Here is a 14,821-nt window from a genome sequence, read left to right as displayed (position 1 = left end):
CGGGCCGCGCGCTACGCGCCGCCCGATCGTCACCCCGCCGCGCGAACGTGGTCGAGCAGCGCCTGCAACGGATGGCGCACCCGCGTCGACGACAGGCGCTTCACCTGGCTGCGGCACGAATACCCGGTCGCCAGCGCCTCGCCTTCCGCGTCCGGCCCGTCGACGTGCGCCGCCCACGACTGCGCATAGATCGTCTTCGACGTCGCGAGATTGCGCGCCTCGTGCCCGTAGGTGCCCGACATCCCGCAGCACCCGGTCGCCTGAACCTGCAAACGCAGCCCGCGTCGCGCGAACACCTGCACCCATTGCTTGCCGCTGTCCGGCGCATTGGTCTTCTCGGTACAGTGCGGCAGCAGCCGGTACGAACCGGCCGCACGCGGCACGCCGCCGCCCGCCCCGGCCTCCGGCAGCGCCTCCAGCAGCCATTCCTGCGGCAGCGCGACCTTCGGCGCCTCGGAAAGCCCCGTCACCTTCAGGTATTCCTGCCGGTACGTGAGCGTCATCGCCGGATCGAGCCCGACCAGCGCAACGCCCGAGCGCGCCAGCGCGGCCAGCTGGGCGGCATTGCGGATCGCCGCCCGTTCGAACGCCCGCAGGAAGCCCTGCACGTGCAGCGCCTTGCCGTTCGGCGCGAGCGGCGCGAGCCACACCTGGAAACCCGTGCGCGCGGCCAGCTCGATCAGCGTCGCCAGCTGCTCGGTGTCGAAATAGCGCGTGAACGTGTCCTGCACGATGACGACGCTGCGCGCGCGCTGCGCATCGTCCAGCGCGGCAAGCGCGTGCGGATCGGCCGACTTCACGCCCCACCGGTGGATCACCGCTGCGAGATCGAAGCGGCTCAGGAGCGGGCTGTCGACCATGCCGACGTGCCGCTCCAGCAGCGTGCGCACCCATCCCGCACGCATCAGCCCGTTGTACAGCGCGGGCACCCGCGCCATCCACGGCATCGTGAATTCGAGCGAGCCGATCAGGTAGTCGCGCAGCGGCCGCAGGTAACGCTGGTGATACAGCTCGAGAAACCGCGAGCGGAACTCCGGGACGTTCACCTTCACCGGGCACTGCCCCGCGCACGACTTGCATGCGAGGCAGCCGGCCATCGCGTCGTACACCTCGTGCGAGAAGTCGGCTGCGCCGCCGCGCGCCGCGCGGCTGTTGCGCCAGCGCCGGGCAAGGCCGCTCAGGAACGGCTGGCGCGCGCGCGCCGCCGCGACGACGTCGACGCCGGCCTGCCCCTGCAGGCGCAACCATTCGCGCATCAGCGACGCACGCCCCTTCGGCGAGTGCACGCGCTCGCGGGTCGCCTTCCACGACGGACACATCGCGTCGTCCGGATCGAAGTTGTAGCACGCGCCGTTGCCGTTGCAGTGCATCGCGGTGCCATAGCTTTGCCACACGCGCTCGTCGATCTGCCGGTCATGATCGCCGCGCGTCGGCACCTCGTCGATCTTCAGCAGCCGCATCGCGGGGTCGGGCGGCGTCGCGATCTTGCCCGGGTTGAACTGGTTGTGCGGATCGAACGCGGCCTTCAGCTGCTGCAGCGACGGATACAGCTCGCCGAAGAACGCCGGCGCGTATTCGGAGCGCACGCCCTTGCCGTGCTCGCCCCACAGCAAACCACCGTGCCGCTGCGTGAGCGCCGCCACCGCGTCCGACACGGGCCGCACCAGCGCCGCCTGCTTCGGGTCCTTCATGTCGAGCGCCGGGCGCACGTGCAGCACGCCGGCATCGACGTGCCCGAACATCCCGTACTGCAGCCCGTGGCCGTCGAGCAGCGCGCGGAATTCCGCGATGTACGCGGCGAGATTCTCGGGCGGCACCGCGGTGTCCTCGACGAACGGCTGCGGGCGCGCCTCGCCCTGCACGTTGCCGAGCAGGCCGACCGCGCGCTTGCGCATCGCATAGACGCGCTTCACAGCATCGTCGCCGGCCGCGAGCGTATGACCGAGGCGCTCCACGCTCGTATCAGTGCGCAGATGCGCGACGAACGCGCCGACGCGCGCATCGACTTCGTGTTCGTCGTCGCCGCTGAATTCGATCAGGTTGATGCCGAGCGTCGGCCGCCGGTCGTCCTGCGGAAAATACTCGGCCACGCCGCTCCACACGAAATCCTTCATCGCGAGCATCAGCACCTTCGAATCGACCGTCTCGATCGACAGCGGCCGGTGTTCGAGCAGCGCGCGCGCGTCGCGCAGCGCGTCCATGAACCCCGCGTAGCGCACGTTCACCAGCACCGAGTACTTCGGGATCGGCAGCACGTTGAGCTTTGCCTCGACGACGAAGCCGAGCGAGCCTTCCGCGCCGCACAGCACGCTGTTCAGGTTGAAGCGGCCGTCGGCTTCGCGCAGGTGCGCGAGGTCGTAGCCGGTCAGGCAGCGGTTGAGCTTCGGAAACTTCGCGTCGATCAGCGCCGCCTTGTCGTCGCTGATGCGCCGCGCGGTGCGATACACCTTGCCGACGCGATCCTGCCGCGCGCAGCGGCGCGCCAGTTCCTCGTCGTCGAGCGCATCGCTGTGCAGATGCTCGCCGCCCATCAGCACGAAATCGAGTTCGAGCACATGATCGCGCGTCTTGCCGTACGTGCAGCTGCCCTGCCCGCTCGCGTCGGTGTTGATCATCCCGCCGACGGTCGCGCGGTTCGACGTCGACAGTTCCGGCGCGAAGAACAGCCCGTGCGGCTTCAGCGCCGCGTTGAGCTGATCCTTGACGACGCCCGCCTGCACGCGCACCCAGCGGCCTTCGACGTCGATTTCGAGGATCCGGTTCATGTTGCGCGACAGGTCGACGATCACGCCGTCGGTCAGCGACTGCCCGTTGGTGCCCGTGCCGCCGCCGCGCGGCGCCACCGCGACGTCGCGATGCGCGGGCTCGGCGAGCAGCCGCGCCAGCAGCCGGACGTCGTCCGCATGCGCGGGGCAGAGCACCGCTTGCGGCAGGCGCTGGTAGATCGAATTGTCGGTGGCCTGCACCGTCCGGTTCGCATGGTCCGTCCGAATTTCCCCGGCGAATCCGGCGGCCCGCAGCGCGGCGAGAAACTCACGGTAAGCATTCGCGGGCGGGCTGGCGGGGCGGGGCAACGGGGCGATCGACATGGGAGGGACGCGCATTAGGGGTGGAGCCGGCGGATTCGCGCGTACCGAAACATGAGTTTTGAGCAAGTTTCCACGCGACCGGGAATTCCAGTATCTTTGGAATCTCCGCGAGGAACAAACGAATTCTCACCCGGCGAATATTGCATAAAACTCATGAATTACCGTCGTCTCACCCCGTCGATGTCGCTGCTGCTCGTGTTCGAGGCGGCGGCGCGGCACGAAAGCTATACGCGCGCCGCCGAGGAGCTGTCGCTGAGCCAGAGCGCGATCAGCCGGCAGGTCCAGACGCTCGAGGATCAGCTCGGCGTGCCGCTGTTCCGGCGCGAGGGCCGCTCCGTGAAGCTGACGGAAGTCGGGCGCCGCTACTTCGCGGAGTTGAGCGGCGCGCTCGGGCGCATCCGCGGCGCGACGCTGCAGGCGATGTCGCACCAGGCCGGCGCCGGCACGCTGCGGCTCGCGACGCTGCCCACCTTCGGCTCGAAATGGCTGCTGCCGCACCTGCACGGGTTCTACGCCGCGCATCCGGGCGTGACCGTGCACCTGCATTCGCGCATCGGCGGCATCGATTTCCTCAACGACGAGCTCGACGCGGCCATCACCGTCGGCGCGGACGACTGGCCGGGCCTCCACGCGCATCGGCTGTACAACGAATTCCTGATCGCGATCGCGCCGCCCGACGCCGGCAGCCGCCGCAAGGCCGACGCCCACACGCCCGCGTGGGCCGCGAAGCAGACGCTGCTCGGCGTGACGAGCAACCAGCAGGCGTGGGCGGAATGGTTCACGCACTACCGGCTCGACCATCGCCAGATGCGCATCGGCCCGAGTTTCGAGCTGACGTCGCACCTGATCCAGGCCGTACGCGCCGGGATCGGGATCGGGCTGGTGCCGAAGGTGCTGGTGGAGGACGAACTGAGCCGCCGCGAGCTGGTATCGATCGGCGACGCGATCGTCAGCCGGCGCAGCTATTACCTCGTCTACCCGCCGGAGAACGAAACGCTGCCGTCGCTCGTCGCGTTCCGCGAATGGCTGCTGGAATCCTGCTGATACGCCGCCGCCGGGCCGGTCAGGTCCGCCATTCGCCCAGGATCTGCTCGGCGAGGTAGTCGCACGGCGGGCGCGCGGACTGCGCGCTGCGCGCAAGCACGACTTCGAGTTCGCCCAGCGGCGGCAGCCCGTGGCTTTCAGACAACTGCACGAGATGATCGGGAATGCAGCAGCGCGCCAGCGGCGCGACCGCCAGCCCGGCCTCCACCATGCTGAGCAGCCCGAGGTGGCTCGGGCTTTCGTACGACATGCGGAACGGGATGTTGTGCCGGTTCAGCGCCTTGACCGCGTGATCGCGCGCCATGCTGCCGCCGTGCGTGAAAAAGGCTACCGGCAGCGGCCGCTCCTCCCACACGTTGCGTTTCGGCGAGCCGACCCAGACGAGCGGCTCGAGCCGGATCAGCTCGCCGGTCACGCCCTTGATCCGCGTGAGGCACGCGAGGTCGACCGTGTTGTCCTTCAGCATCGGCACGAGCGCGCTGCTCGGCTGGCCGATCACGCGCACTTCCACACGCGGATGCATCGCGGCGAATTTGCCGAGCACCTGCGGCAGCAGCGAGGAAATGTAGTCGTCGGGCACGCCGATCGTCACGCGCCCGCGGATCTCCGGGCGCACCACCGACGCCCACGCCTCGTCGCGCATCGCCAGCATCCGGCGGCCGTATTCGGCGAGCGTCCGGCCGTCGTCGGTCGCCGTCACGTTGCGCGTGTCGCGGATGAACAGCGGCTTGCCGAGCGCCTCCTCCAGCGCCCGGATCTGCATGCTCACCGCCGACGGCGAGCGATGCACGGCCTGCGCGCCCTGCGCGAACGATCCGGATTCCGCGACGGCCACCACCATCGCGAGCACATCGAGGTCGAGTTTTTTCATTCGATTCAGAAAAACTGATCAATCAATTCAGTTTATCCCGTTTTACTGTTCGACTCCACGGCCGGACAATCCATTCCGTCAGCCCTTACTCGTTGCAGGAATCGGAACCATGCATACGTCCGGATCGATCTACGGATTTCTCGTCATTGGCGGCATGCTCGCGGTCACGCCCGGCCCGAACATGGTCTACGTGATGTCGCGCTCGATCGCGCAAGGGCGCACGGCGGGGCTCATTTCGCTCGGCGGCGTGATGATCGGATACCTGTTCTACATGTTCGGCGCGGCGTTCGGCATCACGACGCTGTTCATGAGCGTGCCGCATGCGGGCAGCGTGCTGGCCGCGATCGGTTCGGCCTACCTGCTGTATCTGGCGTGGCAGGCCGTCCGGCCCGGCGGGCGCTCGCCGTTCGAGATCCGCGCGCTGCCCGGCGAACGGCCGCTCCGGCTGCTGGCGATGGGGGCGACGACCAGCGTGCTGAACCCGAAGCTCGCGATGCTGTTCATTTCGTTGCTGCCGCAGTTCATCGACTACCGGAACGGCAGCGTGCTCGGTCAGTCGCTGTTTCTCGGCTCGCTGCTGATCGCCGCGTTCGCTTGCGCGAACGGGCTGGTGGCGATCTGCTCCGGCAGCCTCGCGACGTTCCTGCAGGGACGCCCGACGCTGCTGCTCGCGCAGCGCTGGGCGATGGGGCTCGTGCTCGGCGGGCTCGGCGTGCAGATGGCAGTCGAGGCGTCGAGGATGGCGGCAGGCGCGTGAGCCCGCCGCGCGGCGTCGAAACGGCCGACCGGCACCCTCGCCGGCCGGCGCCGCCGCGGGCCGCCCGCAAGCCTCCGGCGGCCGCGCGCCGTCACTTCGTCAACAGGTCGGCCTCCAGTTCGCGCAACCGCTCCGGAAACCGCACCCGCAGCACCAGGAACCAGCCGAGCCCGATCGCCAGCAGCGCGACGAACACGTAAGGCAGCCATGCATAGACGCCGTCCGGCACCGGGTACACGCTGCCTGCCAGCGGAATCGCGAGCAGCACGACCGCGACCGCGCTGATCGCCACATGCCGCGCGCGCAGCCTGCGCTGGCGGCGCAGGTAGAGCGGCGCGCCGATCGCCACCAGCACGTAGGCGAGCAGCCAGCCATACGTCGCGATCGAGCTGAGATAGCCGTACGCATCGAGCAGCGCCGTGCCGCGCGCGGTGAACACCAGCGCGGTCGCCAGCGCCAGCGCCGCGATCAGCGCCACCGCGACGTGCGGCGTGGCGTTCCGCGCGTGCGCGCGCCCGGTCGACGCGTGCAGCACGCCCTGCCGTCCGAACGTATAGACGATGCGCGCCGCCGCGTTGATCGACGAGAAGAACGCCGCGAAGAAGCTCAACGCGACGCCCGCGTCGATCAGCACGCCGACCCAGCCGGCGCCGAGCCGATGCGCGAGCACCGCGAGCGGGCCGTCGACCCGGTCGAGCGGCGGCGTCTGCCCGTGGAACGCGCTCACCATCCCGTACGCGCCGATCACGAACAGCAGCGCGGGCCCGACGACGCTGATCAGCACCGCGCGCGGAATCGCGCGGAATGGATCGCGCGCTTCCGCGCCGAGCACGGTCGCGCTCTCGAAGCCGGTGAAGCTGAAGAATGCGAGCACCATGCCGAGCTGGAGCTGCGTGGGCTTCACGCCTTCGAGCGTCAGTTGCGCGTGGTCGACGGGACGCCCGCCGAACGCGATCGTCGCGATCACGACGACGGCGATCAGCAGCAGCGTCGCCAGCTCGACGAACAGCGTGAAGCGCGTCGAGAGCCGGATGTCGCGAAACGCGATGTACCACGCGGCGAACGCGGTCGCGACCGTGAGGGCGAGCACCGTGCCGACCGGCGTCGCGCCGCCGAGCAGCCCCGTTTCGCGGCCGAGCACGAGAAACGTGTTGATCGTCCCCTGCAGGATGCCCGCGGCGGCCACCGCATAGGCGATCAGCAGCGACCAGCCGCAGATGGCGCCCCAGATCGGCCCGATCCCGGCCGACACGTACGCATACAGCGCGCCCGGCGACGCGGAATCGCGCGCGAACACCGCGATGCTCCACGACGAGAACAGCAGCGCGACGATCGCGAACAGGTAGGCGAGCCAGGTGCCGTTGCCAGCCGTCGCGAACACGGCGGGAATCAGCACGCCGATCCCGCCCGACACGCCGACGAGGCCGATCGACTGCGCGATCAGCTCGGGCAGGCTCAGGTAATTGCGCCGCAGGCCGCCCGCCTGCGGTGCGGCGTCGTGCGCAGGCAGCGCCTGCGTGGAAGTTGCCGGATGACTCATCGATCTGCCTTGTCAGGAATGCAACGGCGCGGCGGCGGCATCGGCGACGGCGCCAGTCGCCGCTGCCGATGTGCGCCTGCGCGCCGCCGTGCGTATCGGAAAACCGTGCGCGGCGCGCCGGTCAGTTCCAGGAATGGCGCGCGGGCTTCACGCCGTTGAGGTAGTAGTTGCCGATCGCGTGATACTTCCAGCGCACCGGGTCGTGCAGCGTGTGCACGCGTGCGTTGCGCCAGTGGCGGTCGAAGTTGTATTTCGCCAGCGTCGACTTGCTGCCGCCGAGCTCGAACAGCTTGCTCGCGGCGAGCAGCGACACCTCGGTCGTCGCGATCTTCGCCTCCCCCACCGCGATCGCCGCCTGCGCGACCGTTCCTTCGTCCGGCTCGCGCTTGGCCGCGTCGACGAAGCGCCCCGCTCGCGCGAGCAGCGCCTCGGCCGCGTGCACGCGATATGCGATGTCGCCAATTTGCGCGACCGTCAGCGGATCGTCGCTCGCGCGCGCGACGCCGCTGTCGATCCACGGGCGCGCGTGCTGCTGCACGAACTCGATCGTGTCCTGCAGCGCGGCGCGCGCGATGCCGAGGTCGATCGCGGCGGTCGTGATCTGCGCGAACGGGCCCGCGAAGGTCGGGCGATCGTACGAACGCTGCGTGTGAAAGATCTCGAACGGGCTCACCCGCACGTTCTCGACGATCACCGTGCCGCTCGCGGTCGTGCGCTGCCCGAAGCCGCTCCAGTCGTCCACCACGGTCAGCCCCGGCGCGCCCTGCCGCACGAACGCGAGCACGGCCTGGTCCGATTCGTCGAGCGCAAGCACCGGGATCCAGTGCGCGTACAGCGTGCCGGTCGAATAGAACTTGCGGCCGTTCAGCACGAAGGCATCGCCGTCGCGGCGGACGCGCGTGCGGATATCGAGCACGTCCTTGCCGCCCGCTTCGGAAAACGCATTGCCGTAGCGCGTGCCCTTCAGCACGAGGTCGAAGAAGAAGCGCTTCTGCGCATCGCTGCCCTCGAGGCGGATGTCCTCGATCAGGCAGTAGTGGTTCTGCGGGATCTGGCCGAGCGACGGGTCCGCCTGCGACACGATCGCGATCACTTCCGCGAGCGTCACGTTCGACACTTCCGCGCCGCCGTACTCACGCGGCACGGTGATGCCCCACAGGCCGCTCGACGAGAACAGCTCGATCTCGTCGAACGGCAGCTTCCGCTCGCGGTCGCGCAACGCGGCGTGCTCCGCCAGTTGCGCCGCCACCCGGTGCGCGACGTCGAGCGCCTCGGCGTCGGAGCCGATGACGGGAACGGGCGTCGCGCCCGCCTGCAATTGCGTGTTTTCCTCGATGATTTCCGTAGCCATGAAATGTCCGGTGAAGCCCATGAACCGGCCGGCGACGCCATGCAGGCTGCCGCCGGCCTCCTGTTTCGATATCCGAAACGTCAAGCCGGGGATGCGAACGGTGCGTGCCGCCCATCTCCCCTTCGCCCGCCCCGCGTCACGCAGCGAGCGCCTGTCGCCTTGCCTCGAGTTCGCGCACGAGCGGCAGCACGCGCCGGCCGAAGTACTCGACCTCCTCGATGAAATGCAAGAAGCCCGCGAGCACGAGATCGACGCCGATCGCCTTCAGCGCGACGATCCGCTCGGCGATTTGCTGCGGCGTGCCGATCAGGTTGGTACGGAAGCCGTCGTTGTACTGCACGAGATCCTCGAACGTCGATTTCGCCCAGTTGCCTTCGCCTTCCGGCGACGCGCTGCCGGCCTGCTTCACCGCATCGCCGAATGCGTGGACGGCCTCGACGTGCGCATGCCGGATGATGTCGTCGAGCACGGCCTTCGCCTCTTCCTCGGTGTCGCGCGCGATCACGAACGCGTTGACGCCGATGCGCACGCGATGGTGGTTCGCGGCCGCCTTCGCGCGGATGTCGTCGATCTGCGCTTTCAGGTTCTCCGGCGTATTGCCGTTCGTGAAATACCAGTCCGACACGCTGGCCGCGTTGTCGCGCGCCGCGCGCGAGCTGCCGCCCTGGAAGATCTCCGGATGCGGCTTCTGCACCGGCTTCGGGCTCAGCGTGTAGTCGTTGAAGCGGTAGAAGTCGCCCTTGAACGTGAAGTTGTCCTGCGTCCAGATGCCCTTCAGCGCCTGGATGAACTCCTTCGAGCGCCGGTAGCGCTCGTCATGCTCGAGCCACGGCTCGCCGATCGCGGTGAATTCGCCCTTGAACCAGCCGCTCACCACGTTGATCGCGATGCGCCCGTTCGAGATGTGGTCGATCGTCGCGAGCTGCTTCGCGACCACGGCCGGATGCCACGGCCCCGGCAGGATCGCGGCGAGCACCTTGAGCCGGGTCGTCGCGTGCAGCAGCGCCTGGCTGAACGATACCGACTCGTGCTGGTATTCGGCGCCGTAGCCGGCCGTGAAGCGGATCTGGCTCAGCGCGTACTCGAAGCCGGCGGCCTCGGCCGTGCGCGCGAGCTGCTGGTTGTATTCGAGGCTCCAGTCGGTGCGCTGCTCGATCGTGCTGACGACGAGGCCGCCGCTGACGTTCGGCACCCAGTAGGCGAACTTGACGCCGTCGGCGGAAGGGTCGGTATGGCTCATGAGTGTGTCCTGGTCGGAAGAAAAACGCGGACGGCCTAGGCGGCCGCGACGGAAAGCGCGCGCGGGCGCAGTTGCGGCACGGCGCGCTCGACGGCCAGCGCGATACGCGCGCGCAGCGCCGGGTTCGCGATCCGGTAGCGGTCGAAATCGCTTTCGGACGCATATACGCCGATCGGCAGCGTGCGGGCCTGGAAGAAGCTGAACAGCGGACGCAACTGATGGTCGATCACGAGCGCATGCCGCTCGCTGCCGCCGGTGGCCGCAAGCAGCACCGGCACATCGGCCAGTGCCTCGTGATGCACGAGATCGAACAGATGCTTGAACAGGCCCGTATACGACGCGCGATACACGGGGCTCGCGACAACCAGCGCATCGGCCGTCTCGATCGCGCGAATCAGCTCGTCGAGGTCGGCCGGCGCCTGCGCGCGCGTGAGCGCGCCGCCCAGTCGGCCGCCGATCTCGCCGAGTTCGATCAGCCGCGTGTCGATCGGCAGCGCGGCGCCGAGCGAAGCGACGATCGCCTCGGTCAGCGCCAGCGTGCGCGACGGTCGTTGCAGGCCGCCGGATATCGCGACCACGTTGATTGTCTGGCTCATCGGTTGCATTCCCATTGTCGAGTCGGGCGCCGCTGCACCCGTCACGCCAGGGTTCAGCAAGGAGCGTGCCACTCCGTCCGCGGCGGCCCCGGGGCAATCGTCTGCATGACGAAATGCGTCGCGATCGCCGGCCTGTCATGGCCTTTTCGCGAATCGTCGCGAGCGGATATGCGTGCCAGCCGCCGCGTCACAACCTTATTCCGCATGAAGATGAACCCGGGGAAACAGCCATGCTGATTCGCTGCTGCGTGATCAGCAGCGCGGCGCGGGCCGCACGCGCCTTTCCGCTTCGGCGCGGATTCCGGCAGGCACGCGGCGCGCATCGCTGCGTCCAGCGCAGCAATCCGGCATTGGTTATCAGAAATCGATGTTTCCAGCGTTACGCAAAACGTTGAACACTCTGCTGATCACGCAGCACCCGGTCAGCCACGCCGGTCGCGGCCCGGCCGTTGTCGCGCAGCGACCCGACGCACTCATCGCCATGACATCCATTTCCGTATCGCCACGCGCGGCCGACCTGCGCGTCGTCGCGCCCTCCCGCGACGAACCGGACCACGCCGGGGCCCTGCAGACGGCCGAGCGCCTCGCGGCCGGCTTTGCGCGCACCGCCGCCGAACGCGACCAGCAGGGCGGCACGCCGAAGGCCGAGCGCGACCTGCTGCGCGACAGCGGCCTGCTCGCGCTCAGCATTCCGGCCGCTTACGGCGGCCTCGGCGCGAACTGGCGCACGACGCTCGACGTGGTCCGCGTGCTCGCGGCCGCCGACAGCTCGCTCGCGCACGTGTTCGGCTTCCATCACCTGATGCTTGCGACCGTGCGGCTGTTCGGCGCGCCCGCGCAATGGGAATCGTGGTTCGAGCGCACCGCGCGGCAGCAGTGGTTCTGGGGCAATGCGCTGAACCCGCTCGACGAGCGCACGATCAGCCGCTCGCACGGCGCGTGGCGCGAATTCAGCGGCCAGAAGAGCTTCTGCTCGGGAGCGCTCGATTCGCAGATGCTGATCGCGTCCGCGCACGATGCCGATACGCGCGCGTTCCTGATCGCGGCCGTGCCGACCCAGCGCAGCGGCATCGCGATCGCCGACGACTGGAACAACATCGGCCAGCGCCAGACCGACAGCGGCACGGTCACGTTCGAGAAGGTACGCGTCGAGAGTCACGAACTGCTGACGGACCCCGGCCCGCTGACGACGCCGTTCGCTTGCCTGCGCCCGCTCGTCGCGCAGCTCGTGCTGACGAACGTGTATCTCGGCATCGCCGAAGCCGCGTTCAACGACGCGCGGCACTACACGCTGCACGAGGCGCGGCCGTGGCCCGCCGCGCAGGTCGCGAGCACCGGCGACGATCCCTACATCCTCGGCCAGTACGGAGAATTCTGGATCGGGCTCGAAGCCGCACGCGTGCTCGCCGACCGCGCGGCCGATCGCCTCGATGCCGCATGGGCGCGCGACACCGCGCTCACCCACGCGGAGCGCGGCCAGGTCGCGCTCGCGACGGCCGCGGCGAAGGTGTCGGCCGCGCGCACCGGGCTCGATCTCTGCACGCGCATGTTCGACGTCGCCGGCGCGCGCGCGACGCACGGCGCACTCCGGCTCGACCGCCACTGGCGCAACCTGCGCACCCACACGCTCCACGACCCGCTCGCGTACAAGCTCCGCGAGCTTGGCGAATGGGCGCTCAAGCGAACCTGTCCGACGCCGGGCTTCTACTCATGAACCATTCCCCTTCCGATGCGTGGCCCGCTGCGGCGCCCGTCCTCACGATGCCCGACCGCCCGGCGCTCGCGACGTCGATCCGCGCCCGCGCGCAGGTATTCGTCGATCCGCGTTCGGTCGCGCTGCTCGAACGGATTCGCCTGGTCGCGCCGAGCGACGCGAACGTGCTGATCGTCGGCGAGACAGGCACCGGCAAGGAACTGATCGCGCGACACGTGCACAGCCTGAGCCGCCGCAGCGACCGGCCGTTCGTCGCCGTGAATTGCGGCGCGTTCTCCGAGACGCTGGTCGAGAGCGAGCTGTTCGGCCACGAGAAGGGGGCGTTTACCGGCGCCTTCAGCGCGAAGCCCGGCTGGTTCGAGGCTGCCAACGGCGGCACGCTGTTTCTCGACGAGATCGGCGACCTGCCGCTGTCGATGCAGGTCAAGCTGCTGCGCGTGCTGCAGGAGCGCGAGGTCGTGCGGCTCGGTTCGCGCACCGGCGTGCCGATCGACGTGCGCGTGGTTGCCGCGACCAACGTGGATCTGCAGCAGGCGGTCGCGACCGGGCAGTTTCGCGGCGATCTGTTCTACCGGCTCAACGTCGTGCAGCTCGCGGTGCCGACGCTGCGCGAGCGTCCGGGCGACATCCTGCCGCTCGCGCGCCACTTCTTCGACGACTACCGCAGCCGCCTCGGCTACGGCCCGCGCAGCATCGATCCGCGCGCCGAGCGCCGGCTCGAGGCGCACGGCTGGCCCGGCAACATCCGCGAGCTCGAGAACGTGATCCACCACGCGCTGCTCGTGAGCCGCCACGATGCGCTGCAGGACTCCGACCTGCACATCGCGTCGCCGGGCTTGCCGCCGGACGCCGTGCGCGCGCCGGAGCCGGACGCCGGCGCGCAGGCCGCGCTCGAACGCGCGCTGCGCGACCTGTTCGACGAGGATCACGGCAACCTGTTCGAGCGCATCGAGGACACCGTGATGCGTGTCGCGTTCGAATTCAGCCACCGCAACCAGATTCAGGCCGCACGGCTGCTCGGCATCAGCCGCAACGTGCTGCGCGCACGGCTGATTCGCGCGAAGGCGATCACGGCGGCGAAGTAGCGCGAAGTCGCGCCATGCGGGCCACGGCCGGCCGCCGCCTGCCGTAGTCGCGCCCACGCTGCGTGTCGCGACATCCTCGATGGCACGTCGGATCAACACCTCATGGAATTCACCAACGCTTTAACCCTTGAAGGCATCGGGATACATTCGACCATACAGCCCTCGAAGCTCACTCTCCGGCATTGTCAATATGCGCACTGTATTCCTCGATATCAACAAGCCGATTTGAGACAGAATGATCGCAACTCCTGCGATCGCCATCGCACGCCCGAGGAAGACGATCGAGCCGGTCGCAACGAAATATCCGAACACCCAGCTTCCGATCGGAATCGACGCAACGCAGCATGCAAAGACTGCAGCTTCCAGCCGTCCCCGAATGTCATTTGGGGCGGCATATCCCCTGAGCGAGCCACAGGTAACATTGCCGAGACTCAGCGCGAATCCGATTGTCGTCACAACGAGTCCCCGGATAGCATCGGAATTCACGAAAATCACGATCACCATTCCGGCTCCCACCATCGAATTCCCCGATATTATGATCTTCAATCGGGACATACCGTATTCAATTAACCTCGGCGCGGAAAATGCACCAAGCAGCATTCCGGCGCCAAACAGAATTTCGGCCGCGGCCAGATAGCTGACCGGTGCATGCAGCATGGACTTTATAAACACCGGAATCACTATTGACAGAAATGGCGTCAGCACGAAATTGATTACAACCGACGAAACACACAGCCATTTTTCCGGGTCTATTTTCAGTAGCGCATGAAACCCCATGAAAGTTTCCCTGAGCACCCCTCGAGCAGACGCATTCCGATCCCGAACACAATTCCTTGACGACATCGACCACACGGCACATACCGAGGCGGCAAACAGCACGAGAATCAGAAGTAGCGCCCCCGTCACTCCGATCGCGACGACCGAAGCGCCCCCGATGATTGCGCCAACGATGACCTGCAAGGAGTTTACGCTGGCGGCGTATCCAAGATAGCGGGTTAGCTGCTTTCCTTGAACAAAGCTTGCAATGATTGCATTCGGGGAAATTGACATCATTCCGTCGAGAGCAGACATCGCTATCAATACGCTAGCCGCAACGACCGGATTGAACGCACCCGATAGCTGCTGCCCAAAAAACACCAGCACGGCCACAAACGATGCCGTTACCGAGAATCTCAGGGCCCTCACCCCGCCATATCGGTCGATCATCATCCCGCTCAGCGGGAAGGCCACGAGATTGACGATCCAGGACGCCGCGACCACGGCCGCAAGATATTTGGCCGCACCATCGCCACGAAGCACGATCCATGCAAATAGAAGCTGAAACGCCCGGAAAGAGAATGTCGAAGCGCCATGTGCGAACAACAACCTCGCGACCTCGATCACTTCGCGCCGCTGATCCGACGATCGATTCTTGAGCATCCTGTTCTTCCGCAATGTTCATCGAGCAACATACAGCCGCTCGGGATTTTCCTGCCGAAGTCGGTGACTTTACCTGACCGCGCTATCGCTTCGGTCGTCTGGAAAGCTTGTCTAC

At 67.7% G+C, this 14,821-nt stretch carries 11 protein-coding genes; 4 read left to right on the top strand and 7 right to left on the bottom strand.

Translation table 11 applies throughout. The features are described from left to right. Nucleotides 1–29 precede the first annotated feature (29 nt). Nucleotides 30–3,089 (bottom strand): D-2-hydroxyglutarate dehydrogenase YdiJ, encoded by a 3,060-nt coding sequence (ydiJ, locus tag GQ56_RS0107520; protein WP_031398067.1) that lies wholly within the window; start codon nt 3,087–3,089, stop codon nt 30–32. 153 nt (nt 3,090–3,242) lie between these two features. On the opposite strand from ydiJ, the gene GQ56_RS0107515 reads away from it, so the two are divergent. Then, nucleotides 3,243–4,133, top strand: a complete 891-nt coding sequence (locus GQ56_RS0107515; RefSeq protein ID WP_031398066.1) for a LysR substrate-binding domain-containing protein — start codon at nt 3,243–3,245, stop codon at nt 4,131–4,133. 19 nt (nt 4,134–4,152) lie between these two features. Here GQ56_RS0107515 and GQ56_RS0107510 read toward each other — a convergent pair whose 3' ends face one another. After that, a complete protein-coding gene (locus GQ56_RS0107510) occupies nt 4,153–5,004 on the bottom strand; it encodes a LysR substrate-binding domain-containing protein (RefSeq protein ID WP_031398065.1) in 852 nt (283 codons plus the stop codon). Nucleotides 5,005–5,113: 109 nt separating this feature from the next. Here GQ56_RS0107510 and GQ56_RS0107505 point away from each other — a divergent pair, with 109 nt between their 5' ends. Further along, the gene (locus tag GQ56_RS0107505) at nt 5,114–5,761 is read left to right on the top strand and encodes a LysE family translocator (protein ID WP_031398064.1); all 648 of its coding nucleotides are present in this window, start codon (nt 5,114–5,116) and stop codon (nt 5,759–5,761) included. A gap of 91 nt (nt 5,762–5,852) precedes the next feature. Here the strand turns inward: GQ56_RS0107505 and GQ56_RS0107500 are convergent, their stop codons facing one another. From GQ56_RS0107500 to msuE, 4 genes are all read right to left on the bottom strand, one after another. Continuing rightward, the gene (locus GQ56_RS0107500) at nt 5,853–7,301 is read right to left on the bottom strand and encodes an APC family permease (RefSeq protein WP_052001163.1); all 1,449 of its coding nucleotides are present in this window, start codon (nt 7,299–7,301) and stop codon (nt 5,853–5,855) included. 121 nt (nt 7,302–7,422) lie between these two features. After that, nucleotides 7,423–8,652: an SfnB family sulfur acquisition oxidoreductase gene (locus GQ56_RS0107495; protein WP_031398062.1), complete on the bottom strand. Its 1,230-nt coding sequence runs from the start codon at nt 8,650–8,652 to the stop codon at nt 7,423–7,425. A 136-nt stretch (nt 8,653–8,788) separates the two neighbouring features. Next, complete coding sequence (gene sfnG, locus GQ56_RS0107490) at nt 8,789–9,892, bottom strand: dimethylsulfone monooxygenase SfnG (RefSeq protein ID WP_031398061.1); 1,104 nt, start codon at nt 9,890–9,892, stop codon at nt 8,789–8,791. A 35-nt stretch (nt 9,893–9,927) separates the two neighbouring features. Further along, the gene (gene msuE, locus GQ56_RS0107485; RefSeq protein ID WP_031398060.1) at nt 9,928–10,488 is read right to left on the bottom strand and encodes an FMN reductase; all 561 of its coding nucleotides are present in this window, start codon (nt 10,486–10,488) and stop codon (nt 9,928–9,930) included. Between the two features lie 481 nt (nt 10,489–10,969). Between msuE and GQ56_RS0107480 the strand changes: the two genes are divergently transcribed. After that, nucleotides 10,970–12,202 (top strand): acyl-CoA dehydrogenase family protein, encoded by a 1,233-nt coding sequence (locus tag GQ56_RS0107480; protein ID WP_407638582.1) that lies wholly within the window; start codon nt 10,970–10,972, stop codon nt 12,200–12,202. Further along, the gene (locus tag GQ56_RS0107475) at nt 12,199–13,287 is read left to right on the top strand and encodes a sigma-54 interaction domain-containing protein (RefSeq protein WP_031398058.1); all 1,089 of its coding nucleotides are present in this window, start codon (nt 12,199–12,201) and stop codon (nt 13,285–13,287) included. The genes GQ56_RS0107480 and GQ56_RS0107475 overlap by 4 nt, the downstream gene beginning before the upstream one ends. Nucleotides 13,288–13,407: 120 nt before the next feature. On the opposite strand, the gene GQ56_RS0107470 is transcribed toward GQ56_RS0107475, so the two are convergent. Then, nucleotides 13,408–14,706: an MFS transporter gene (locus tag GQ56_RS0107470; protein WP_081894853.1), complete on the bottom strand. Its 1,299-nt coding sequence runs from the start codon at nt 14,704–14,706 to the stop codon at nt 13,408–13,410. Nucleotides 14,707–14,821 lie beyond the last annotated feature (115 nt).

It is taken from the genome of Burkholderia paludis, assembly GCF_000732615.1.
Classification (GTDB): domain Bacteria; phylum Pseudomonadota; class Gammaproteobacteria; order Burkholderiales; family Burkholderiaceae; genus Burkholderia; species Burkholderia paludis.
Note: the sequence above shows the minus strand (reverse complement) of the source record. Positions and strands in the feature narration are given on the sequence as shown.